General features: G+C 53.3%; 18 protein-coding genes. 7 read left to right on the top strand and 11 right to left on the bottom strand.

Annotated features, from left to right (window positions below; genetic code table 11):
- Positions 1–34 precede the first annotated feature (34 nt).
- Positions 35–1012, top strand: coding sequence for a LacI family DNA-binding transcriptional regulator (locus tag MHI42_RS22000; RefSeq protein WP_076243599.1), 978 nt, complete (start codon positions 35–37; stop codon positions 1010–1012).
- A 745-nt stretch (positions 1013–1757) separates the two neighbouring features.
- Entirely contained in the window at positions 1758–2267 is a 510-nt protein-coding gene (locus MHI42_RS21995; RefSeq protein WP_256703827.1) for a DinB family protein, read from the top strand.
- 255 nt (positions 2268–2522) lie between these two features.
- Here the strand turns inward: MHI42_RS21995 and pgmB are convergent, their stop codons facing one another.
- The 5 genes from pgmB to MHI42_RS21970 all read right to left on the bottom strand — a co-directional run bounded on the left by pgmB (position 2523) and on the right by MHI42_RS21970 (position 10986).
- On the bottom strand, positions 2523–5639 hold the full coding sequence (gene pgmB, locus MHI42_RS21990) for a beta-phosphoglucomutase (protein ID WP_342420663.1): 3117 nt from the start codon (positions 5637–5639) through the stop codon (positions 2523–2525).
- 31 nt (positions 5640–5670) lie between these two features.
- A complete protein-coding gene (locus tag MHI42_RS21985) occupies positions 5671–6762 on the bottom strand; it encodes a carbohydrate ABC transporter permease (RefSeq protein WP_039304866.1) in 1092 nt (363 codons plus the stop codon).
- A complete protein-coding gene (locus MHI42_RS21980; RefSeq protein ID WP_171719124.1) occupies positions 6762–7877 on the bottom strand; it encodes a sugar ABC transporter permease in 1116 nt (371 codons plus the stop codon). Before MHI42_RS21980 ends, MHI42_RS21985 begins: the two co-directional genes overlap by 1 nt.
- A 238-nt stretch (positions 7878–8115) precedes the next feature.
- Positions 8116–9546 carry an ABC transporter substrate-binding protein gene (locus tag MHI42_RS21975; protein WP_336101069.1) on the bottom strand — a complete coding sequence of 477 codons (1431 nt, stop codon included), beginning with the start codon at positions 9544–9546 and terminating at the stop codon, positions 8116–8118.
- A gap of 435 nt (positions 9547–9981) precedes the next feature.
- The gene (locus MHI42_RS21970; protein WP_342420662.1) at positions 9982–10986 is read right to left on the bottom strand and encodes a LacI family DNA-binding transcriptional regulator; all 1005 of its coding nucleotides are present in this window, start codon (positions 10984–10986) and stop codon (positions 9982–9984) included.
- A 797-nt stretch (positions 10987–11783) separates the two neighbouring features.
- Here MHI42_RS21970 and MHI42_RS21965 point away from each other — a divergent pair.
- The 5 genes from MHI42_RS21965 (at position 11784) to pepT (ending at position 17024) form a co-directional block, all read left to right on the top strand.
- Entirely contained in the window at positions 11784–11942 is a 159-nt protein-coding gene (locus tag MHI42_RS21965; RefSeq protein WP_336101070.1) for a hypothetical protein, read from the top strand.
- A 479-nt stretch (positions 11943–12421) separates the two neighbouring features.
- Positions 12422–13438, top strand: a complete 1017-nt coding sequence (locus MHI42_RS21960; protein WP_171719127.1) for an LLM class flavin-dependent oxidoreductase — start codon at positions 12422–12424, stop codon at positions 13436–13438.
- A 546-nt stretch (positions 13439–13984) separates the two neighbouring features.
- Positions 13985–15007, top strand: coding sequence for a hypothetical protein (locus MHI42_RS21955; protein WP_342420661.1), 1023 nt, complete (start codon positions 13985–13987; stop codon positions 15005–15007).
- Between the two features lie 28 nt (positions 15008–15035).
- Positions 15036–15695, top strand: coding sequence for a sortase (locus MHI42_RS21950; protein ID WP_342420660.1), 660 nt, complete (start codon positions 15036–15038; stop codon positions 15693–15695).
- Between the two features lie 96 nt (positions 15696–15791).
- Complete coding sequence (gene pepT, locus MHI42_RS21945; RefSeq protein WP_342420659.1) at positions 15792–17024, top strand: peptidase T; 1233 nt, start codon at positions 15792–15794, stop codon at positions 17022–17024.
- A 45-nt stretch (positions 17025–17069) separates the two neighbouring features.
- On the opposite strand, the gene MHI42_RS21940 is transcribed toward pepT, so the two are convergent.
- From MHI42_RS21940 to MHI42_RS21915, 6 genes are all read right to left on the bottom strand, one after another.
- On the bottom strand, positions 17070–17462 hold the full coding sequence (locus MHI42_RS21940; RefSeq protein ID WP_342424782.1) for a helix-turn-helix domain-containing protein: 393 nt from the start codon (positions 17460–17462) through the stop codon (positions 17070–17072).
- Between the two features lie 216 nt (positions 17463–17678).
- Positions 17679–18818 carry an NADH-dependent flavin oxidoreductase gene (locus tag MHI42_RS21935; RefSeq protein ID WP_342420658.1) on the bottom strand — a complete coding sequence of 380 codons (1140 nt, stop codon included), beginning with the start codon at positions 18816–18818 and terminating at the stop codon, positions 17679–17681.
- Positions 18819–18857: 39 nt separating this feature from the next.
- The gene (locus tag MHI42_RS21930) at positions 18858–19241 is read right to left on the bottom strand and encodes a helix-turn-helix domain-containing protein (protein WP_342420657.1); all 384 of its coding nucleotides are present in this window, start codon (positions 19239–19241) and stop codon (positions 18858–18860) included.
- A gap of 156 nt (positions 19242–19397) precedes the next feature.
- The gene (locus MHI42_RS21925) at positions 19398–20792 is read right to left on the bottom strand and encodes a sugar ABC transporter substrate-binding protein (protein ID WP_042140378.1); all 1395 of its coding nucleotides are present in this window, start codon (positions 20790–20792) and stop codon (positions 19398–19400) included.
- A gap of 91 nt (positions 20793–20883) precedes the next feature.
- Positions 20884–22545, bottom strand: coding sequence for a response regulator (locus MHI42_RS21920; protein ID WP_342420656.1), 1662 nt, complete (start codon positions 22543–22545; stop codon positions 20884–20886).
- Positions 22520–24283, bottom strand: coding sequence for a sensor histidine kinase (locus MHI42_RS21915; RefSeq protein ID WP_342420655.1), 1764 nt, complete (start codon positions 24281–24283; stop codon positions 22520–22522). Before MHI42_RS21915 ends, MHI42_RS21920 begins: the two co-directional genes overlap by 26 nt.
- Positions 24284–24338: the final 55 nt, after the last annotated feature.

The raw sequence follows: 24338 nt of genomic DNA, 5'->3' as shown, positions 1-24338 counted from the left end.
TTTGCAGTTGACTGCTTAGACAGGAGGCCAGGCCATGCCGACCATCAAGGACGTTGCGCTGAAGGCTGGCGTATCGGCAACTACCGTATCCCGGGTATTGAACAACAGGGGTTACTTAAGTGAAGAATTGAAGCAGAAGGTGCACCAGGCGATGGACGAGCTCAATTACCGCCCGAATGAACTGGCCCGCTCGCTCAGCCGCTCAAAATCAAACATTATCGGACTGATTATTCCGCATGTTTCCCTGCCCTTTTTTGGGGAATTGACCAGTCATATTGAAGAACATGCCTACCGGGAAGGCTACAAGCTGCTGCTGTGCAACTCGTGGCAGGACAAGCAGAAGGAGCAGGAGTATATCAACATGCTGCGCGCAAGCCGGGTGGATGGCATTATTATGGGCAGCCACACGCTTGAAGTAGAGGATTACCGGCAGATGAACCTGCCTCTGGTTACCTTTGACCGGCAGATTTCGCCGGATATTCCGTATGTATGCTCGGATAATTACGCGGGAGGACGGCTGGCCACGACCCTGCTGATTCAAAAAGGCTGCCGCCGCCTGGCCCATATCGGCGGGCATCCCAAGCTGAATATCTTATCGCATCTGCGCTGCGTCGCCTTTGAAGAAACTGCGAAGCAGCACGGCGCCCAGTACGTTTCGCTGCATACGGACAACAACAGCTTCGACTTCGAAGCCTATGAGCTGCTGCTGGCCCAGCTGTTCCGCGAGCATCCTGAGGTGGACGGCATCTTCGCCGGCAGTGACATCATTGCCGCCTATGCCCTGAAGGCCTGCCAGATCAGAGGGCGGCGCGTTCCCGAAGATGTGCGGATTATCGGCTATGACGGCATCTCCCTCCGCAGCCTGCTGTATCCGGCCATCAGCTCTATCCGCCAGCCGATGGAGGCGATGGGCAAGCTGGCCGTCGATCTAATCCTGCGGCAGGTGCAGGGTGAGCATGTCGAATCAGCATACATCCTGCCCGTGGAGCTGGAGGAGGGCGCTACGACTTAGGGATAGATATAGATATAGATATAGGCAGAGGCATAGATATAGGCATTTCCTCCTTGGGTGCGTAACTGGTGAAACCAAGGGCACTTTTGCCCCTCATTTCCTCCTTTGGGCCACATCTGGTGGAATCAAGGGCACTTTTGCCCCTCATTTCCTCCTTGGGCCCACTTCTAGCGGGGATTAGAGGGATTTATCCCTTTCATTTTCCCATTCCACCCGCTTCCGGCGGGATTAGTGGGATTTATCCCTTTCATTCCCCCTTTCCGCCCACTTCCGGCGAGATTAGTGGGATTAATCCCTTTCTTTTCCCCATTTCGGCCACTTCCGGCGGGATTAGAGGGATTTATCCCTTTCTTTTACTCCTTCCGCCGACATCCGGCGAGATTAGTGGGATTAATCCCTTTCATTTCCCCATTCCCCCCACTTTCGGCGGGGATTAGAGGGATTTATCCCTTTCTTTTCCCCATTCCGCCCACTTCCGGCGGGATTAGTGGGATTTTTCCCTTTCATTTACTCCTTCCGCCCACTTCCGGCGGAATCAGAGGGATTTATCCCTTTCATTTCTCCATTCCGCCCACTTCCGGCGGAATTAGTGGGATTTTTCCCTTTCTTTTCCCCATTCCGCCCACTTCCGGCGGAATCAGAAATACAGCAATAGTTTCTCAATAGTTTCTATATAGTTTTTATATAGTTTCTATATTTGAATTCAGGGATAAACTCCTTATCCAATCCTATTCACACTTTATAGTTGAAAGGCAGGGATGGTTCGATGCTAACGCCTACGATTGCTGAGCTGCAGCAGCTGCTGGCAGCAGTACCCGCTGCGTATAACCGTTTCACTCCAGAGGAAGCAGCCGCACCGCGTCCGGGAGGCAAATGGTCCTGTTTGCAACTACTTGGACATTTATGCGATTCGGCGATCAACAATCTCACCCGGTTTATCAAGGTCCAGTACGAACCGCAGCCTCTTCAGCTGGCTTATTACGACCAGAATGAATGGATGTCTGCCCAGCAGTATGCCTCGGCTCCGCATGATGAAATACTGACCCTGTGGATCAGCCTGAATCAGTCGGTCCTACGCGCAGTTTCACGCATGTCTGCTGAGCAGCTGGCACTCCTCTTCCTGCGGAATGATGGCACTACGGTCACCCTGCAATGGCTGGTTGAGGACTACGTGGATCACATGAAGCATCACTTGCGGCAAATGCTCCCGGACCAGGACTGGGATAGCCCAGCGAAAAATAACCCTGACCAGTAAGAAATAGCTTTGCCGTCCTTTAATAAAGACGGTCCATTCCAGCGGGAAATAGAAGGAGAAGCAACCGTGTGTACCTTATACATTCCTGAATTTCAACAAAGACGCCCGTGTTCCCCCACCTACTGAGGAGAACACGGGCGTCTAATATCTCACTTAAATGAAAAGCGGAGCACTACAGCATACTACGCCTCCCTTTTCTTGCCGTACTTCCGTACTTCCATCCTTTCCACCACCGCAGCCAAGCCTATCTGCCACTTATCTCGCACACAGCTCCAGCAGCTTCCCGGCATCCAGCGCCGAGGTAGACGGCAGCAGCAGGTCAGCCGCACCCAGCTGCGCCGCGTTGCCAATGCCTACGGCCTTCATGCCCGCCGCCTTGATCGCGGCGACCCCTGCGGCCGCATCCTCCACGCCGATGCAGTTGCCCGGCGCGGCCCCAAGCAGCTCCGCCGCCTTGAGGAAGATCTCCGGGTCGGGCTTGCCCTTCCGGAGCTCAGCCGGGTCGGCGACCGCCTGGAACCAATGGGCTGCGCCGAGGCGCTCCAGAATCAGCGGCGCATTCAGGCTGGCCGAGGCCAGCCCCGCAGAGATTCCCCGCTCGCGCAGGGAATCCAGCAGCTCAGGAATCCCCGGCAGCAGGTCAGCCGGGGTGATGCGCCCGATCATTTCCTTGTAATGATCGTTCTTCTTCTCCGCCAGCCGGAACTTCTCGGCTTCAGGCAGCAGCGCAAGCCCGCTGCCCTCCAGCACAAGCTCCAGCGACTCCATCCGGCTGACCCCCTTCAGCCGTTCATTCTTCTCCCGGCTGAAGGGGATTCCCAGCTCATCCGCGAGAGCTTGCCAGGCCAGATAATGATATTCGGCGGAGTCGGTAATGACACCGTCCAGGTCGAAGATCACCGCCTGAAGACGGCTGGCAAGCGAAATCTTCACAGGCTCCTGCGGAAGCAGCCGCAGCAGCTGGTCCTTATGCCTGATCTCAAGGCCCGTACCGGACAGCAGCGTATACACTGCAGTCTCACGATCAACGAATATATCCAGGAGCTGCCCACGCACGGTGATCTTGAAGCGGTAGCTCTCCCACTGCTCCGGCAGGGCCGGATCAAAGCTCAGCTGTCCTTCATACAGCCTCAGCCCTCCAAAACCGTTCACGATCGACATCCACGAGCCGGCCATCGCTGCCATATGCAGCCCGTCCTTGGCGTTGCGGTTAATGTCATCGAGATCCATCCGCACAGTGCGGTCGAAGTAGGCATATGCCCCGGTTAAATCGCCGATCTCAGCAGACATGATGCTGTGAATACAAGGCGACAAGGAGGAGTCGTGGGTGGTTAGCGGCTCATAATAATGATAGTTGCGGATTTTATCCGCCAGGCTGAACTTGTTCCCGAGCAGGAACATGGCCATCACGAGATCCGCCTGTTTCAGCACCTGGTGGCGGTAGATCACCAGCGGATGATAATTCAGCAGCAGCGGATATTTATCCGGCGGCGTATGCTCGAAATCCCACTTCTGCTTCGTCAGGAACGTATCATCCTGGGCATAGATGCCGAGATCATTGTCAAAAGGAATAAACATCCTCTCGGCGGCTTCCCTCCAGCCCTCTGCCTCTTCCATGGACAGTCCTATAGCCAGCTGCAGGCGTTCATAGTCAGCAGGATATTCCTCCTGCAGAAGCAGGGCGGTCTCATAGGCATACATGAATTGGTCCTGAACCATGAGATTGGTATAGGCATTGTTATTCACAATCGCCGTATATTCGTCCGGTCCAGTCACAGCATCAATGCAGAAGGCGCCTCCGCGCGCGGGGTTGTAGTGACCGAGATCGGCCCAGAAGCGCGAGGTCTCAAACAGAATCTCTGCCCCTTGGGCAACCAGAAATTCCGTGTCGCCCGTTGCCAGCACGTATTGCTTCAGCCCGTAGGCAATATCGGCATTGATATGTGCCTGGGCGGTCCCGGCAGGGAAGTAGGCGGAGTTCTCCTCGCCGTCAATTGTCCGCCATGGATACAGCGCCCCCTTCTGGGACATGACCGCCGCACGCTCCCGCGCCTTGCCGAGCGTAGCATAGCGGAATTCCAGCAGTGCCCGGCTGACTTCAGGCTGGGTGAAGGTGAAGAACGGCAGCATGTACATTTCCGTATCCCAGAAATAATGGCCTTCATAGCCTTCTCCGGTTAAGCCTTTGGCTCCGATATTGGTCGCGCCGTCCCGGCCTGCCGATTGCAGCAGCTGAAAAGCATTAAAGCGGATACCCTGCTGCAGCGCCGGGTCGCCCTTGATTTCCACATCCGTATGCGACCAGAAGGTATCCAGATATTCCTGCTGCTCCCCGGCCAGACCGGTGAATCCAAGCTCTCCGGCCATCGCCAGCACCCTGTCACTCCGGCCCTGCAGCTCCTCCTCCACGTAATCCTTGGAGGTGTGATAGGTTATATATTTGGTGAGTCTTACGGTCTCACCGCTGCGCACCGCAGCGGCATAACACACCGATATCCGCTGCCCGATCAGCTGGTGGCTCATCTCGCGGCCGGACTTCGCCTGCAGCGCATGGCTGACTGCGGTCAGCAGCGCAAACCGCGTATGCCGTGTCCGCTGCTTCATCCACAGCTTTCGGGTGGCAGCATCGTAACCGGTATCCTCCAGCAGCAGGCTGGGCTCGGCACTGCCTGCGCCCAGCCGCGGATCATCCGTGGCCTCCGGCCGCCGGATCTCGCCGTCCACGGCAGACTCAAACTTCAGCGTGCCGGAGAAGTTCAGCGCGGTCACTGTATAGTCGATTGCGGCCAGATGCTTGTGCGCAAGCGACACCATCCGGCGGATCTCCAGCAGCACCCGGTGGCCGGCAGGAGATTCCCACTCCACCTCCCGGTGCAGAATCCCGCTCTGCATATCCAGCCGGCGTTCATACCGGTGAACCTTCCCTTGGTCCATCCGGAAATCATGTCCTTCAATACTGAGTTCGATCATACGCGCATCAGTCACATTCAGCATCGCCTGATTCCGGGAAGGGAACCCGAAGGCCCCTTCGGGATAGACAATCGGCTCAGAATCATAGAATCCGTTCAGATAGTTCCCGGCTACGGAAGTGCCCGCCTTGCCGTGGTAGCCTTCCTCGAAATTACCGCGCATACCGATATATCCGTTGCCGAGCGCGAATACGCTCTCGCTCCGCTGATTATACTCATCCTCGTAGTGTTCCTCACCGAGACTCCACTCGCGGTAAGGATATAATGCCGGCGGATGTTCATAGGGCTTCATCTTCATCTCTATATTCTCCTCCTGATTGCGAATTTCTCCTGACCGCCGCATCGGATCTCCGGGGGACAGACCTCCGCTCTTTACATTGCCGCCGGAAATGGCGGTACTCATGCACACCCGGTACCTGCTCTGAGCCACAGGCTCAGCCTTTCACCGATCCGCCCATCAGACCTCTGACGAAATACTTTTGCAGCAGGAAGAAGATTGCCAGCGGCATCAGCATTGAGATAAATGCAGCCGAAGTCAGCAAGTGCCAGTCATTGCCGCGTGAGCCGACCAGATCGGCGATCTTCATGGACATCACCTGCACCGACGGCTGGTTGCCGATGAAGATCAGCGATACCAGATAATCATTCCATACCCAGAGGAACTGGAAGATTCCGATGGAGGCGAGCGCAGGCACGGAGAGCGGCAGAATCAGTCTGCTGAAAATGGTAAAGTGGCTGGCCCCGTCAATGAAGGCCGATTCAAACAGATCCTTCGGCAGCTGGCTGATGAAGTTATACATAAAGTACGTAACCAGCGGCAGGCCGAAGGCCGTGTGCGCCAGCCAGATTCCGAGATAACTGCCGTTGAGCCCCAGCGACGTGTAATCCTTCAGTACCGGAATCAGCGCAACCTGTATCGGAATGACTAGCATCGCGATAATGATAACGAATAGCGTCTTGCGTCCAGGGAACCGTAGCCAGGCGAAGGCGTATGCGGCAAAAGAGGCGATCAGCACCGGAATCACCGTAGCCGGTACAGCAATCGTCAGCGTATTCCAGAACGCCTGCGATAAACCGCTGCCCTTCTGCACCGTCTCACTGCCGTCGGCTTCCTTAAGCTTGTATTCCTTGCCGGACAGTACATTCTTATAATTATCGAGTGTTAGGTCAGGCGTAGTCTTCCAGCCCTGCTCCTGCATATTGACCGTGCGCGCTCTGCGGTTCTCCCAGATCAGGCGGCTGTCATCCGCCTTCACACCTGCTTTGAGCTGATCATCACTATAGGTTTTGCCGTTCACCTCAATCGGCTGACGCAGATCGACATCCTTGGACAGCTGCAGTGTTTCGCCGGCCTTCCATTCCTGATGGGGGAAGACCTTCCACCAGCCGGTATGCAGAATATCCGCAGCCGGACGGAAGGAGGAAGCAAAGAGCCCGAACGTCGGCAGAATCCAGATGAAGCAGATGACGCCCAGTATCAGGTTAACAACGGTTTTGCTGCTTTTTCTTTTCTTTTTGCCGACCATTAGAATCCCCCCTGCTTGCGGAACTGACGCAGATTAATAAGAATAACAGGCAATACCGCGATCAGGAGTACGATAGCCAGTGTTGAGCCGTAACCGAAGTTGCGGTACATGAAGAATTGCCGGTAGAACTGTGTCGCTACTACTTCTGTATCGTATTGACCTCCCGTCATCACCATGACGACGTCAAATATTTTCAATGTAAAGACAATAATGGTTGTGGTTACCGTCAGAATGGTCGAGGAGATAAACGGAATCATGATACCGAAAAAAATCTTCACTTCACCGGCGCCATCCACCCGTGCGGCTTCCAGAATATCGTCAGGAACACCTTTGATCGCTGCAGAGAAGATGACCATGGCAAACCCCGTCTGCATCCAGATCAGGATAATAATGAGGAAGAAATTATTCCAGGGCTGCAGCATACTCGTCCAGGCCTGCGGTTCGCCGCCGAAATAGGTTACGATCGCATTCAGCAGTCCGATCTGCTCATCGCCCGGCTGATAATAATAGACAAACTTCCAGATCACGCCTGCGGCAACAAAGGATATGGCCATCGGCATGAAAATAATCGATTTGGCGATACGTTCATAACTGCTGCGGTCGGCAAGAATGGCAATAAGCAGCCCGAAGCATACACAGGCCAGCGTCCCCACGAACACCCAGAGCAGATTGTTGCGCAGTGCGGTTGCCATCAGATGGTCGCTGAAGATTGCAGCATAGTTGCTGAGTCCGACGAACTTCTCCGAAGAAGCATTGAAGAAGCTTAAGTACAGGGTCCGCAGCGCAGGCAGGATTAGCAGCCAGCCGAGGATAATAACCGCGGGTCCGACGAATACGTAGGGCAGCACTTTCCTGCGGATACGATCGGGATATTGCTCAACCGCCCAGGTCAGAGTGTAATAGATCAGATATACACCCAGTACACCCCACAGCACGGCAAGCACCGCAGTTAGCAGCGGATTAAGCGTAGAATCGCGGAAAAACAAGAAGATCAGCCCGTTGATCACAATGTTAGCGAGCAGCACCCCCAGCGATAAAAGCACCGCCCGGCCGCTGATTCTCTGCTTCGCCTGCGTACCTGGGGCACTGGCCTCCGGCTTTATTTGTGCATCCATATCAGTTCCTCCTAATAAGTTTTGCGCAGCAAAACTCTCTACATAAGCATCCTTTAACAAGTGGAAACGGCTTTGCCGTCCTTATAAGGACGGTATCGTTTCAGCGAGAAATAGAAGGATATATTATGGTGTGAAACATATAAATTCTTATATTTCAAGAAAAAGAGGGGCAGGATTCATCACTGCTGCCCTGCCCCTCTTCATCAATTGCGTCCCCTAAGTCCCGCTTACACGCTCCTTAGTTATTCCAGCCGGACTGGATCTGCTCCAGCGCCTGATCCAGAGTAGCCGTTCCGCTCACATAGTCGGTCATGCCTTTCCAGAACGTGCCTGCACCCACCTTGCCCGGCATCAGGTCAGAGCCGTCAAACCGCAGGGTTGAAGCATCCTGCACCAGCTGCGCCATCCGGCGGTCGGATTCGGACTGGTACCAGTCCAGCGGGGCATCATTCATTGGCGCCACTACGCCGCCGGATTGCACCCAGCTCTTGATCGATTCGCCGGTAGTGAAGAATTCCATTACTGCACGTACTTCAGGACGGTCATTGAACATCGCGTAGATGTCGCCTGCTACAAGAACCGGCTTGCCGTATTGCTCATCAATCGGCGGGAGGTAGAACCAGTCATAATCTACATCAACCTTGGCGGTTTCCGGGAAGAAGCTGGTGATGAAGTTCCCCATCAGGTTGAACCAGGCTTTGGGAGGATTCTCGAACATTGGTTTCGGAGCATCCCCGAAAGCCGTGGTTACGATGGATTTAGCGCCGCCGTATACATAATCCTTGTTCAGCCAGATTTTGGACATCACATCTACTGCATTCTTCACTTCAGGAGAAGTGAACGGCAGTTCTCCGGCTACCCACTTGTCATAGTTCTCAGGAGTTGTGGTACGCAGCATAATGTTCTCTACCCAGTCGGTGGCTGCCCAGCCGGTAGCCGCGCCGCTCTCAATACCGATAGCCCAGGCAGGATCACCGTCTTTGGCAATTTGCTCTGTCAGCGCCATCATCTCATCCCAAGTCTGCGGAACCGTGTATCCGGCATCATCGAATTGCTTCTTCGGATACCAGACCAGACTCTTCACATTGCTGCGGTTCCAGATCCCGGCCATAATCTTGCCGTCTTTACCGTCCATGGTGGACATATCCAGCCAGCTCTTATTGTAATTGGCTGTCAGCTTCTCCTGATCCAGCACACCGGTCAGATCGACTACCTTGCCGGTCTTCGCAATGGAAGCCAGGAGACCCGGCTGCGGGAAGTCAGCGATATCCGGAGCATTGCCGCCGTCAACACGGATATTAATCGTAGCTTCGAATTCCTTGGAGCCTTCATATTGAATATCAATGCCGGTTTTTTCTTCAAATTCTTTGATGCTGCTCTCAAATTTCACCTGGTCGGCGTCCACAAACGGGCCGAACATCGTTACCTTAGTCCCTTTATATTCACCTTTCATCGCTAAGTCCAGCGGGCTGCCGTCAGCTGTAGCCTCTGCATTATTTGTCGATTTCTGGTTGTTATCAGCCGCTGTTGCTGCCGGAGCTTCTGTTGCTGCCGGTGCATCCGTCGGTGCCGCATTATTGTTATTCCCGCCGCATCCGCTGAGCATCATGGTGAAGGATAAACACAGCACCATAGCGAGTGACAGTTTACGTCCTGGAGCCTTCTTCATTGTTTCATACATCCCCTTTAATTGTTTTTAGAGACTGCATTAGGTCAGCTTAATTCCCGGAATGGCTACCGGCTGAGCACTGGACCACCTCCTTGCAAAGCTTTTCAGAATATGATAATTTGTACAGTTTAATGTCAGAAATTCCTGAGTCAGCAACATCAATATAGCGCTTACATTTCCATAATATCACATACTGAATGCGTTTCCAATACTGTAAATTCATCTTTTCCTGCGTTTTATTCTTAATTTGTGATATTCCTGCACATGTCTACCTCTGGCAACCGTATTTCCAGCGGGTTTCCGTGTAAACTAACCATATTAACTTACATTAATCTGCTGATCCCTTGTGAAAAGCTTTTCAAATTTAGAAAAAGAGACCGCTCTGCCCCTCCACACCCCAGGCAGCAGCGCTTCAACCCTGCCCGCAAGCAGGTTTCATTTCTCACGCGAGGATTCTCTTACAACCAGCTTATGCTCCATCTTTTCTTTCATGACAGCCACAGAGCCGGTCGTTAATAACTCATGCAGCTTCTCTGCAGCCCGGTAACCCAGCTGATAAATCGGCTGTGCGATCGTCGTCAGCTTCGGAATGAACATGCCGGACATCCGCAGATTGTCGAAACCGATTACCGACACCTGACCCGGCACCAGAATATTGCGGTCCTTCAGATAAGAGATCGTTCCCATGGCGAACTCATCGGCTACGCAGAATACAGCAGTCAGCTCCGGATACTCACTGAACAGCTCATGCGATGCCTGATACGCCTGTTCAAAGCGGTGATTGGCGTATTTGACCTTCTCCACATTGCGCTCCAGACCGAATTCCTTGAGCGCTCTGACGAATCCGGCAACACGCGGCGGCCCGGACACCGAGTTATCATGATTGAAGCCGATCATTCCGATCTCCTGGTGACCCAGCTCAATCAGGAATTTTACCGCATCATACGCTGCCTTCTCATCATCGACCTCCACCGAAGCCACCTCATACTCATCGGAATGGGAGGAGACCAGCACGAAGGGAATTCTGCAGCCTACCAGCTTCTCATAATACTCCGGGTACAGCACATCACTGGCGAACACGACTCCGTCCACCTGCTTCTCATGGAAGGTATCGATATAAGACAGCGTCCGCTCCTTGTCACGGTCTGTATTGCAGATCATCAGACTGTAGCCGAGCTTAATGCAGGCATCCTGCATCCCCCGGATCACTCCTGCGAAATACAGGTTCTCAATATCGGGAATAAGCAGGCCCAGTGTAAACGACTTCTTGTAAATCAAACCGCGCGCAAACGCATTAGGCTGATACTTCAGCGCTTCTATGGCTTCCATCACCCGGCTGCGTTTACTCTCAACTACCGTGTCCGGCGCATTCATTACACGGGAAACCGTGCTGATGGATACACCGGCCATCTTGGCTACATCTCTGATTGTTGGCTTCATAGCTCTGACTTCCTTTTTATAAAAGATAAGAGTTTATATGCTTACGCAATAAATGTTCCTTATCTTTCTCGCTGAAACGGATACCTGAGCCGATATGTACTATCGCTGCTCCGGAAGCATCGGCTTTCCTGAAGCACAGCGTAGCCGTTTCTATTTAGAAAAGCTTTTCAAAGCGATTATAGCAAGGCTCCCGTAAATTGGCAAGATCTTTGTTATGCGCTTACATTATACTTCACATGGGAGACTTTTCTGATGATTAATTCCCGTTACGCTGTTCACCGGTTGCGGATTATGCCTGTTTGGCTATTGGACAACGCCTATTTTCCAATCACCTCCGTCCATCTGAAAAGCTTCTCAATACACCGCTGTCCCTTACTCCTAACTCTGAAGAACATATGTAGCTATAACACATTAATCGCTGTACCTATATGGAGTGAACTTATGTATATGGATCTAACTTGCTGAACAACGCCTGAATATCTGTTGAGAGTAGCGAGTGTGGAATGCCGCACCGCAATGAGTGTTCGCTTTAGTCGCACAAAATACAGTAAGATAAACCGCACTTAAGACAACAACCATTCAAATTACAGGTCAGTCACTGCGGGACTGGCGGGGTACGTCAATGCCTTATACTTGATTCTTTAGCGGCAGAGTGGAGACTTCTTAGGAAGCACTTAAGCTACTTTAGCTACTTTAGACACTGCAGAACTGCAGACACTTTAGACACTGCAGACATAAATGTTGTACGTTTTACAACTTTGATTGATGGATAGCCGGGTGATCGGGCGTATTGTTGTATGAAATACAACAATAATCCTGCTGAGCCGCTTGAACAAGGTGAAATGTTGCCTTTTGTACAACAATTTTGGATTAGGACCGATAGGAGAGGAGAAATGTTGTATTTGGTGCAGGATTTTTCAATAAGTTACTGGATCTCTGCCACGGAGGCGGATTAAATCGGAAAATTCCTGCGTCAACGGTAGCCGCCTAGAAGTTCAAATAATCACAGAATGCTTAGTCAGGATTGGTTTTATGTTGGAGTTTTATGTTGGTATTTATGTTGGAACTTATGTTGGAGTTTATGTTGGAGTTTTATGGTGAAATCTTGAGTTCAGTCTAGACAATGCTTAGGATAAGGGACCGTCGCAGCCAGCCTGCAGATCAAGCAATGAGCCCGGTGCTGATCCGGTACTAATCCGTTACTGATCCGGAAGAATACCGGATCAAACGATATAGATTCTTCATCTGCAATATCCTTTCATCCGTAATATCCCTTCATCTGCAATATCCCTCCATCCGTAATACCCCCTCTTTGTACATACCGCTTACTTAAAGTGTGTAAATAATATTATTTCATGTTATAATTGGCGGGTAGATCAATCTATAGCTGCAAATACTGCTTACTGATGCTGAAGCATCCATTATAGGAGGGATTATGGTGAAGCAATTGCACGACATTCCGTTCTCCGTGCTGGATTTAGCCCCTATTCGTGAGGGCGGAACAGCGGCGGATTCATTTCATAACACACTTGATTTAGCACGTCATGCCGAAGAATGGGGATACCACCGTTACTGGCTGGCGGAGCATCATAATATGCCCGGCATTGCCAGCTCTGCCACGTCCCTTGTGATTGGACATGTAGCTGGAGGAACCAAGCGTATCCGCGTCGGCTCGGGAGGCATCATGCTCTCCAACCATGCACCGCTTGTTATCGCCGAGCAGTTCGGCACGCTGGAGTCCTTATATCCCGGACGCATCGATCTTGGCCTCGGCCGGGCCCCCGGCTCCGACCAGGCGGCTGCCAGAGCGCTGCGCCGTGGTCTTGGCAGCGACGGCAGCGAATTCCCCGAGCAGCTCAGCGAGCTCCGGGCTTATTTCGACGCTAACGGGGCGGGCGGCCGCCCGCTAGGTGTACGCGCCGTTCCCGGCGAAGGACTGAATATTCCGATCTGGCTGCTTGGCTCCAGCGGCTTCAGTGCCCAGCTTGCGGGCCAGCTCGGTCTGCCGTTTGCTTTTGCCAGCCACTTTGCACCGGATTACCTGCTGCCGGCACTGCATTTGTACCGCAGCAGCTTCAAGCCTTCCGCTGTGCTCGATAAGCCCCATGTCATGATCGGACTGGGAATAACCGCCGCAGATACGGTGGAGGAAGCGCGCAGACTGGCTACCTCACAGCAGCAGCAATTCCTGAATATCATCCGCGGCCGTACCGGCAAGCTCCAGCCTCCGGTGGACAGCCTGGATGGAATCTGGACACCGCAGGAGAAAGCCATGCTGCTAAGCAAACAACAATATTCCATTGCCGGCGATCCTTCGCTAATCAAAGAACGGCTGCTGGAGATTCTCGAGGAGACGGCTGCCGACGAGTGGATTATTGCATCACAGATTTATGATCACTCCGCACGCCTGCACTCTTATAAGCTGGTATCCGAGCTGCTGCAGGAGCAATAAACCGATACCGCCCATCAAATACCCGGCCCATTTAACTACACACGGAGAGATCCGTGCCTGTAGCTTAAATGGGCTATTTGTATGCAAGAAATACCGCTAGTCTCTTCATTTACATATTAACAATGAACCGTTCTCTATAAAATACTACGTATTTATTAATATACGGAGAAATAATGAGTGAACAGCAGTAAACTGTAGAAAACAAATTATAATGTGAATCAAACCTCCATTTATACCTCATTTAGACCGATTTCAATGTTTTTATTTATCTTTAAATTTGATTATACTGTAGTTATTCGTTATAACGAACAAATGCATAATTGCATTCTTCGGGTTCGTTCTATCGAGTACTATCGACCTGTTTCGTAGTGGTTCTATATAAAACCACTTTATTCGACATGACATGCGTAATAAGCATGAATTGCGGCGAATCGTGGCTGGAAACTGCAGAATTAGGCGGTTATAGGCTAGGAAATACGGGTTGTAGGCGGGCGAGTGAACTAGAAATAGAGTAAAGATGACTTCCCAGAAGAGAGGGGCGGGAAAGTGAAAAAGAGCTATCGCGCGTCCTTGCTAGGCGCTTATATTCTAGTTGTTCTGGCTGGTGTCGTATGGCATGCCGGTGGGGCCAGCGCCGAGGACACGATTAAGCTGACCGTGAATTCGCATACGACCAGCACTGCGACCATGAACAACATGCAGCCGGGAGATACTATGGCTTCAGACTATACGGTCATCAACGATGGAAATGACCCGTTTGATTATTCTGTAGACTTCAAATTCCTCTCCGGGGACGCAGAATTGTACAAAATCCTGCAAATGACCCTGCAAAAAGAGGGAGTAATCATCTATACAGGGGTAATGAGCGAGGCAGAAGGCCGGGTGACTATCGGCTCGCTTGAGGGCGCTGCGCAAGAGGCCATCCAGATGGAGGTGTTATTCCCGCCTGAAGCCGGCAATGAATTTCAGGGGAAGACGGTGAGCGTAGCCTTTGAATTCACCGCTACGGCAGATCCTGCGCCGACAGCTGAGCCTACGGCAACGCCAGTACCAACCGCTACACCAGACCCTACAGCTGAGCCAACAGCAACGCCGATACCGACTGCTACACCAGACCCTACAGCTGAGCCTACGGCAGCACCGACTGCAACGGCAACACCAGAGGGACCAGGCAGCACACCAACAGCAACACCGGCTCCGACGGATCTGCCATCCAGCAGCACGGCACCTGCCCTAACGCCATCTCCTTCACCAACCGCTGCGGCAACACCGGCAGTAGATGAGGTAGCTGTAAGTGAAGCACCGGTACCGCTGGGCGGCGGGGATAACAATGGAGGCAGCGGCCCGTCTGCTACACCAGACGCCGGAGCCGTCACCGCCGGCAGTACACCAACGCCTTCACCGGATAACGGGGTAACCCTTACCGATGACGAGCTTCCGCTCGCCGGACCGGATGAGGACGGCAAGCTGCCGGATACTGCTGAACCTTGGTACAATCTGATTCTGGCCAGCATGGCCGTAGCCATCATTAGCTTGATCGCCATCCGCAAGCTGGGATCGAAGAAATAATATTACACAGAAGGCTGGAGGAGAGAGTATGAAGAAGCATTCCGGTATATCCTTAGCCGTGAAGCTGATCTTCATACTCTCTTTATGCGTTATGCTGTATTCGGCCGTCCAGATCTTCAAAGCGCCTGCAGAAGCCAGGGAAGCCCTGCAAACCTGGGAGAAAAAGAGGGAGGAAGCCCAGCTCCCCGTGGCAACAGAGGAAGAGACTCCGCTGCCTGACGGTATGATCAGCACCCGAGCAGAACAAGGCGGCGTCAACCCCGCATATACGGAGGGGGAGGTTATTGGAGAGATCTATTTTCCAAAGCTGGACAAACGGGTGGCTATTCTGGAGGGGACGGGACGGACCGCCCTAAAAAAAGGGGCAGGGCATGACGAAGGGAGTGCAGCCATAGGCTCCACCGGCAACAGCGTACTGGCAGGACATCGCGACACAGTGTTCCGGAGCCTTGGGGATCTGGAGGTGTCCGATATCATTGAACTCGAAACGGCGGACGGGAAGTTCACCTATGAGATCACAGGGAGCAGGATTGTAGACGCAGAAGCACGGGGAGCAATTAAGCCAAGCGAAGAAGCTGTCCTTACCCTAATAACCTGTTATCCCTTCTCCTACGTCGGTTCAGCTCCTGACCGCTATCTGCTCTCGGCCAGGCTGATTGCAAGCAAGCCGCTGGTACGAAAGCCGTAAGCAGACATTTCTCTCTTCGGAAGTCCGCACGGGGATGAGACCTCTGGCGGATCGTGATAATATAGACATACGAAGATGAAGAGGAGATGACCTGAATTGAAACAAGAGCTGATCAAGCGTTTTATTTCTTATGCTGAAATGGATACCCAATCGAATGAGGATAGTGAGTCCTGCCCTTCCACCCCCGGCCAAATGGTGCTTGCCCATAAGCTGGTAGAGGAGCTGCAGGAGATCGGACTGACGGAAGTTACAGTGGACGAGCATGGTTATGTCATGGCTTCACTTCCGGCCAACACGGACAAGGATGTTCCGGTGATCGGCTTCCTGGCCCATTTGGATACGGCGACCGATTTCACCGGCACGAATGTGAAGCCGCAGATTGTCGAGAACTATGACGGGAACGATATTGTGTTGAATAAGGCGCTGAACATCGTTCTGACTACGAAGAGCTTCCCGGAGCTGAGCGGCTACAAGGGGCATACGCTGATTACCACCGACGGCACTACCCTGCTGGGGGCAGATAACAAGGCAGGTATCGCGGAGATCGTTACGGCGATGGTGTATCTGCTCGCACATCCGGAGATCAAACACGGCAAGATCAGAGTCGCTTTTACCCCGGATGAAGAAATCGGACGCGGCCCGCATAAGTTCGACGTTGCGGCATTCGGCGCTTCCTATGCGTATACCGTAGATGGCGGTCCGCTCGGAGAGCTGGAATACGAGAGCTTCAATGCCGCTGCCGCCAAAATCAGCTTCCATGGGGTTAACGTGCATCCCGGTACCGCCAAGGGCAAGATGATCCACTCGGCCAAAATCGCCATGGCCTTCCACCTCCGGCTTCCTGCGGGTGAAGCGCCTGAATTCACGGATGGATATGAGGGCTTTTACCACCTGATCTCCATGCAGGGCAACGCCGAGCACAGCAAGCTGCAGTATATCATCCGTGACTTTGACCGCGAGAATTTCGAGAACCGCAAAGCCCATATCGCCGCCATTGTGGATGAATTCAAGTCTACTTACGGAGCAGACAATGTAGTGCTGGAGATGAATGACCAGTATTATAATATGCGTGAAAAAATCGAGCCGGTGCGCCAAATTGTTGATATCGCCCGGGAAGCGATGGAGGGTCTGGGAATTACGCCGGTGATCCGCCCGATCCGCGGGGGGACTGACGGCTCACAGCTGTCCTATATGGGACTGCCGACACCGAATATCTTCACCGGCGGCGAGAATTTCCACGGCAAATTTGAATATGCCTCTGCAGACGTAATGCTGAAGGCTGTTCAGGTTATCGTAGAGATCGCCCGTCTGGCTGAGCAACAAGCTTAAAGCCTCCTGCATAGCACAAATAGCCCCGGATAAAGCGCACCTCGCTTATTCGGGGCTATTTGTGCTGCGCGGCGCTTCTCCCGCCCGGCCCCCGGCAGGCTGCAGCTCAGGTTCATTCTGGGCCAGCACTTCCCTGTATCCTTCGCCCCAATGTTTGATACTAAGCAGGCCGGATTCCAGGCCCCGGGCCCATTCGGTCAGAGAATACTCTACCTTCTGGGGCACCTGCGGGTACACCTCACGATGAACCAGACCGTCACGCTCCAGCTCCCGCAGCTGCATGGCCAGCATCCGCTGGGTAATTCCCGGACATAATCTGCGCAGTTCATTGAACCGCTTTGTACCGCTGATTAGATGGTAGAGCAGGACTCCTTTCCATTTACCGCCGATGACCTCAAGCGTCCGCTGAAAAGAATCCATTTCTTCATCATGCCTCATCTCTTCCGCATCGCCGGAACTATCGTTTCTCCCCTGTACATTCATATCTGCAAACTCCTCATTGTAGGATGTTCCGTTAATTAATACGATTGTATCATATATAGATTTCCACGTTTATGCCAATATGGCAAAAAACCTCTGGAAGCCTTAAATATAGGCACCCAGAGGTCATCAATAGTTACAGACACAGGACAGACGCCCTCCTGCTGCCTGCTATTATCGCTTCACCGGCAGCCAGCCCGGCGTATGAATCAGTGCATTCCAGAGCGGGTCCGGGATTACAAGCTCAGCTTGGGCGGCAGGGTCCAGCTCAGTCTTAATCTCAGCTGCACGCCCTTCGGCAACCTTCTGAACCCAGTCCGGATCAATTAGGAGCGGACGGCCCAGAGCGACCAGGCTGATCCCGCTGTCCAGACCCTTCAGGGCATCAGCAGCGGTATAGAGCGAGCCTACTCCAATTACCGGAGCCTTGCCTCCGACGCGGTCTACAATCTGCTCGATCCGCGGACGGCTGTCCTCGGTACCCCGGCGCGGCAGCGACCACAGCTCCATCAGGGAAGCATGCAGATAATCAAGCCCTTCCCCTGTCAGTGCATCGATTAGCGCAAAGGTATCGGCCATCGTAATTCCCGGTGTTTCCGGCTCTTCAGGCGAGAAGCGGTACCCCACAAGGAATTCCCCTTGTGCATGCTGCTTCACCGCATCCTTGACACTGCGCAGAACAGCCAGCGGGAAGGCCAGGCGCTTCTGCAGATCGCCGCCCCAGCGGTCTTCGCGCCGGTTCGAATGCGGGGAGAAGAACTGCTGCAGCAGATAGCCGTTGGCACCGTGAATTTCCACACCATCGAATCCGGCCTCGATCGCCCGGCGTGTAGCTTCTCCGAAATCAGCAATAATTCCGGTAATTTCTTCATCCGTCAGTGCGCGCGGAACCGGTCCTTGCCCGCCGCCCGGAAGCTCCGAAGGCACATCACTTGCGCTGACCGTCTGTCCGTCAGGCAGCTGTGCCGGAGGGCATTGGCGCCCGCCGTGGAAGATCTGCAGAACCGCCTTCGCCCCTTCACCCTTAATAGCCTCAGCCAGCCCGCGCAGGCTCGGAATCAGCCCGTCGTGGTCAGCACCGAATTCTCCAGGGAAGCCCTTCCCGCCGCGAGATACATATACACATGCGGTAATAACCATTCCCACACCTTTGGAACGGCGGGTGTAGTACTCCACTTCCGGCCGGGACACGGTTCCATCCTCATTCGAGGAGAAATTAGTCATAGGCGCCATCACCACACGGTTCTTCAGTTCAATGCCGTTCGCGAACTTAAACGTCTCCAGCAGCGGGCTATATTCTGTCTTCAGCAGCATAATTATCAATCTCCTCCATTAGTCTAATCTATATGAATTTCATTTCATCGATCTGTCGCGGTCAGGGTCATCTTTCCAAATGACGTTCTCCCCGTAATTCTTGCCCCAGTCATACATCATGCGCAGTATAGGCATCAGCGTATGCCCATACTCCGTCATAGAGTATTCTACTCTCGGCGGGACCTCAGCATACACCCGCCTGAATACCAGCTGATCTTCCTCCAGCTCACGCAGCTGATTGGTCAGCATTTTCTGGGTAATATGCGGAATCAGCTTCTTCAATTCACTGAAACGCTTGGTTCCTTCCAGACCCAGGTGCCACAATATGATAAGCTTCCATTTGCCGCCGATGACAGCAAGCGTAAGCTCCTTCTCGCAGTTGATTTCCTTCAGATTGATACGGTCTTTAATCTCAGTCGCCAATATAAGTCCCTCCTTTCGTTCTTTAATATCATACTACAATACACCCGGGGGCTGCACATCGCCAGCAGACGCCCTGGGGCAGACCCATATAACGTAACAGACCGCAGGCCTATGGCCTGCGGTCTGTATGCTGCATGTGGTATTATTCTTCCCTTGTTATTCCTTGACCAGGCTTCCCTGCAGGCTGGCTGCACTGAAGTCCGGCTGAGCTTCAATCGTAGTGTCGCCTGCAGCTTTGGCTTTGTCCAGGGCGGCGTTATAACGTGTGTTCAGATCCTGAAGATCCTTGTCCAAATCTCCGCCGGTAAAGATATATCTGTTGAACACATCCATCTTCTTCGTTCCTTCCAGACGTCCTTCGGTAGCTGTGAACGGAGTTGCCGGATAGATTCCGTCATACTTGGTCGGCAGGAAGTCCTCGATTCCCGGGATATCCGGAGCTTTCGCTGCGGCAGCAACGGAAGGAATAACAGAAACCCCGTATCCGCCTTCCTGGTAAGCAATCTGCACCTCATCGCTGTACATCCACTCGATAAACTTCCAGGCGGCCTCTTTCTGCCCGGAGTCTTTGCTCATCGCCAGATAGCTGCCGGAGATGACCTGGCTGGCGCCGTTCTGCTGGCCGTCCACGGTCGGCGGCAGTGCTGCCGCCCAGCGGATTTCCGTCGGGAATTGAGTTTTGTACACACTAGGCTCAACAGAATGGTTGAAATACATCCCGATTTTACCTTGAGCGAACTGTGCCCGCAGCGGATCAATATCGAGCGATTCCGAACCCGGCATCATGCTGCCGTCCACTACGATCTGCCGCAGGGCTTCAAGCGTCTCCTTGTACATGCCGAAGTCGAACTTAGCGGTCTGGAAATTGAAGCCTTCCGTTCCTTCTGTCTTACTGAGGGTTGTGATCGGATGGGCAATGCGTTCAAACCCGCTTCCGCTCTTGAAATTACCGGCGAAGCCGTAAGCACCGCTGTCTTTACCCGCCTCCGTAATCTTCTTGGCATCCTCCACCATTTCGGCAAGTGTAGCTGGCGGCTCGGTAATCCCGGCCTTCTCGAACAGATCCACGTTATAGATCAGGCGCCAGAACTGGCCAATATTCGGCAGTGTGTAGATTTTGCCGTCAACCATATTCTTCTCATTAATGAGCACGCTCTCGAACCGGCTCTTCATTTCCGGCGTGATATAGCTGTCGAACGATTCCAGATAGCCTTTTTTGACCCAGGCCGGTACATTGCCTGTATCCACGCGCAGAATATCCGGCGCCTGTTTACTGGAGAAGGCGATATCCACCGACTGGGCGTAGTTGTCAGCCATCACTTTGAATTCAATATCCACATTAGGATTAAGCCCCTCATACTCACTGATCTTCTGCTCAATGAAATCCGAATCATGACGGTCGATGGACCAATAGACCAGCTTGGTTTGCTCAGCGGAGGTATCCCCGCCCTCTGCCTTTGTATTATTTGAAGCGGTTGACGAGGAGCATGCAGCCAGCGATCCTGCCAGCAGCAGCGAAGCTCCAGCCAGCATCCATTGATTTCTTTTCATCTTGAAACCCTCCCTTTTCTTTGTGTAATCGCATTCATTTCATATGAAAAGTATAGAATGACTGCGCGTTTGTAAGTGAAGGAGAAAACAACTATTCAGGGGAGACGAAATCACTGTTTCCGCGCTGCACCTCTGAAGTGTATTTGGAGCGGAAGTCGGTCGGCGTCATGCCGGTATATTTCTTGAACAGTTCAGTGAAATAAGGACGGTCCTCGTAGCCCAGCGAGATGGCGATATCCTGAACCTGCATGCCCTCGAGCACCCTCTCCTTGGCCTTCTCCATTCTGCGGCTGATAATGTACTGGGCGAGTGTCATCCCCATTTCCTTCTTGAACAGATTGGAGAAATAGCTGGGGCTCAGATGAACCTCCCTCGCACAATCGGCAACTGCAAGGTTGCGGTGCAGATTCTCATTGATGTAGGCGATGGCACGCTCCACCAGCACACGCGCTTCACTGAACTGGCGGATTTGCACATAAGAGCAGCCCTGGCGGCAGAATTCCCGGATCTGACCCCGCAGCTCCTCGAATGAGGCGGAGGTATTCATATCGGCCAGCTTCTTCTCCAGCAGCTTGACCTCAGCGTCTGATGCTTTGTCAGAGAACACACGGTGGACCGAATGGGCCAGCTCCAGGCACATCGTCTTGACGATCGCCGGATCGGGGAGCACGGGAGCACTTAGCCACTCATTCCAAATATTGTCCAGCTGCTCTTCCGCCTTAGCCAGATTAGCCGAACGCAGGCAATAGAGCAGTTCTTTCTCCTTGTCAAAAGAGTATCTGGGCAGCGCGGCATCCCTCTCCGGCGATTCCACATAGCGGTATACACTGTTCCCGCCGGTCAGGAACGTATTGGTCAGCGCAGACAGCGCCTGGGCATAGGATACCGACAGCTGACCGGCCTCCTCCACTTCCCCGCCGAGTCCGATTGACACGGTCTGGTACGTATGCCGGCAGACATTCTCCCGGCATTGCTCGGCCAGCTGCTCCGCATCAAGCTCCGCCGGGGGATTCATCACGATAATGAACTGATTAACATGCTCGCGGAACACGAGACCCTGCGTGTACCCGCCAATCGTCTCCTCCAGAATGTTCTGCACCGCGAATCGGATCAGCTCAACCTCAGAGACCGCCAGGGCAGCCGTACGCTCGGCAAAAAAGTCGATCTCCGCCACCATTACACAAAAGTCGCGGCTGTTCATTGTAATCGCATAGAAATCCCACTGCTGGCTGCGGTGCTGCTGCCTGCTGCCGTAACGGATCAGGAGACGCATATACTCCTGACGCAGATAGGGCATGCTCTCCCGCAGCTTCTGCTCCATTCCCCGCATTTGTTCAGCCTGCGAGCGTTCACGCTCCAGCACCTCTTTGGCCTTCAGGATAGATTCAAGCACCTGCGGCTTGGTAAAGGGCTTGACGATCAGGTCAAAGGCCCCGAGCTTCACCGCCTCCTGGGCATAAGAGAAATCCGAATAACCCGTCAGGAAGATCAGCTTGATCCCCGGCTGCTCCGCCAGAATAAGCCTCATCATCTCCAGCCCGCCTACGAACGGCATCCGGATATCGGTCAATACAATATCCGGACGGTGTTTGCGGATCTGCATCAGCCCTTCTTCCCCGTTGGCCGCCGTTGCAGCGACGACGATCCCGTGCTCCTCCCAGGGAATCCGCTGGGACAAACCCCGGACCACAGCCGGAATATCATCTACAATGCATATTTTTACAGGTTCAGCGTGGCTCAGGATAAACTCCACCTTCCATTGGAATTGAGAGAACCGCTTCAGTCTCTATGTGTGGACGGCTGCGGAAGGTTAAAGAGGCTTCCTTGCCGTAATATAACTGCAGACGGCTGCAGATATTGGACAGTGCATACCCTCCGCTGCCGGATGGCTCCTTCAGGCAGGCATTCAGCTGCTCCGCATCCATGCCCGACCCGTTGTCAGCCGTCCGGATCACGAGATGCTGCGCCTCTATGGATACAGAGATCGTAATCATGCCTTCGCCCCGATGCTCTTTCAGCCCGTGCAGAATGGAATTCTCCACAAGGGGTTGAATAATAATTTTCAGGACAGGCAGCTCCAGCAGCTCCGCCCCCGCAGTTATCGTATATTCGAACATTCCCTCATAACACTGCTGCTGGAGGTTCAGATACTGGCGGACATGCTCCAGCTCCTTGCCCAGCGTTGTAATCTCCTGCCCGTTGTTCAGCCCCAGCTGGAACAGCGCGGACAGGGAAATGACCATCTGCTTCACATCTTCATATTCATCCATTTCACATTTCCATAAGATTGTATTGAGCGTGTTATATAAAAAATGGGGTTCAATCTGCGCCTGCAGCGCTTTGATCTCCGCCTTCCGTTTTTCTTTTTCCGTATCTTTGACCTCAAGAATCAGACCGCTGATCCGGTCCAGCATCTGGTTGAATTTGCGGCCCGCTTCCCCGATCTCATCCTGGAACGGACTCTCGAAGCGGGCATCCAGATCCTCATGCTCCACCCGCGACATCGTCTTCTGCAGCTTCAGCAGCGGCCCGAGCAGCAGTGCCGAGAGGTATCTCGCCAGCAGCAGCGCGATAACAATACACACGGCCATGATCATCAGCACCAGCCACTGAATGCTGCGAACAGGCTGAAGCAGCTCCTCCTTCGACTGGTAGCTGACCAGCCGCCAGTCCCCTGCATACCGCGAGTCCGCATAGCTGACCAGCATCGTCCCGCCCCCCGCAGCATATTCGAAGTTACCGCTGTCCGCTTGAAGCAGCTTGTTCGTAAATACCGCTGAGCGGGACCAGTCCGGCCGCTCCTTGTCTCCGAAGACACTGGCTCCGTCCTTGTTGATCAACAGGAATTTGGCACTGCCCAGGCTCGCGCCTCCGCTGACGGCATCCTCCAGAATGTCCTCCTTCACATTAACGGTCAGGAAGACATCCGGCACATAGCTCTCCGTCAGCGGCTGCAGCAGCAGGGAGATTACATGATGATTGCCCGCGAACAGCTCGTCCTCATGGCTCTCCACCCAATTCGATTCGGGATTATCCTTGATCCGCTGATACAGCAAAGACTCCATAAATGGAGTCGCTGTTCTGCGCAGATTGCCGGCGGAGTAGAAATCCCCGTCCGGTGTACTGACCAGGATCGATTCAATGGAGTTCTCTGTCAGCTCCGCCTGTGTGAAGGGGCCCTGCAATAAGGAGAAGTTCGCAAAGAACCGGTCGGTATTATCCGCTTGTATATCCCGCATCGTCTGCTTATACGCTTCACTCAGCATCATGGTGGAGGACGCCACAATGATCTGCTTCAGCTTCTGGTCCAGCACGTTAACGGACTGGTTCAGCACATTGCGGTTCAGGTCGATGGAGTTGCGTTCCATGGCCCGCGAAGCAATCGAATAGGCCCACAGGCCGGTGACCGAGATACAAAAGACGGTCAGCCCGGTGAATGTCAGCCATATTCTTTTCTTCAGCGAGGTCCGGTACAGCCAGGCCTTCAGCATGATTACACATCCTTCGTTAAGACTGGCTGCCGGTGGACCGCCGCGTTAGCCTTAG

It is taken from the genome of Paenibacillus sp. FSL E2-0178, assembly GCF_038593005.1.
Classification (GTDB): domain Bacteria; phylum Bacillota; class Bacilli; order Paenibacillales; family Paenibacillaceae; genus Paenibacillus_AQ; species Paenibacillus_AQ phytohabitans.
Note: the sequence above shows the minus strand (reverse complement) of the source record. Positions and strands in the feature narration are given on the sequence as shown.

Bases quoted from the DNA above. Each gene is read 5' to 3' on its own strand.
- MHI42_RS21985 (WP_039304866.1), bottom strand. From the start codon at position 6,762: ATGGTCGGCAAAAAGAAAAGAAAAAGCAGCAAAACCGTTGTTAACCTG.
- MHI42_RS21970 (WP_342420662.1), bottom strand. From the start codon at position 10,986: ATGAAGCCAACAATCAGAGATGTAGCCAAGATGGCCGGTGTATCCATC.
- MHI42_RS21960 (WP_171719127.1), top strand. From the start codon at position 12,422: ATGGTGAAGCAATTGCACGACATTCCGTTCTCCGTGCTGGATTTAGCC.
- MHI42_RS21925 (WP_042140378.1), bottom strand. From the start codon at position 20,792: ATGAAAAGAAATCAATGGATGCTGGCTGGAGCTTCGCTGCTGCTGGCA.
- MHI42_RS21940 (WP_342424782.1), bottom strand. From the start codon at position 17,462: ATGAGGCATGATGAAGAAATGGATTCTTTTCAGCGGACGCTTGAGGTC.
- MHI42_RS21935 (WP_342420658.1), bottom strand. From the start codon at position 18,818: ATGCTGCTGAAGACAGAATATAGCCCGCTGCTGGAGACGTTTAAGTTC.
- MHI42_RS21980 (WP_171719124.1), bottom strand. From the start codon at position 7,877: ATGGATGCACAAATAAAGCCGGAGGCCAGTGCCCCAGGTACGCAGGCG.
- MHI42_RS22000 (WP_076243599.1), top strand. From the start codon at position 35: ATGCCGACCATCAAGGACGTTGCGCTGAAGGCTGGCGTATCGGCAACT.
- MHI42_RS21950 (WP_342420660.1), top strand. From the start codon at position 15,036: ATGAAGAAGCATTCCGGTATATCCTTAGCCGTGAAGCTGATCTTCATA.
- MHI42_RS21965 (WP_336101070.1), top strand. From the start codon at position 11,784: ATGAAATACAACAATAATCCTGCTGAGCCGCTTGAACAAGGTGAAATG.
- pgmB (WP_342420663.1), bottom strand. From the start codon at position 5,639: ATGAGTACCGCCATTTCCGGCGGCAATGTAAAGAGCGGAGGTCTGTCC.
- MHI42_RS21915 (WP_342420655.1), bottom strand. From the start codon at position 24,283: ATGCTGAAGGCCTGGCTGTACCGGACCTCGCTGAAGAAAAGAATATGG.
- MHI42_RS21975 (WP_336101069.1), bottom strand. From the start codon at position 9,546: ATGAAGAAGGCTCCAGGACGTAAACTGTCACTCGCTATGGTGCTGTGT.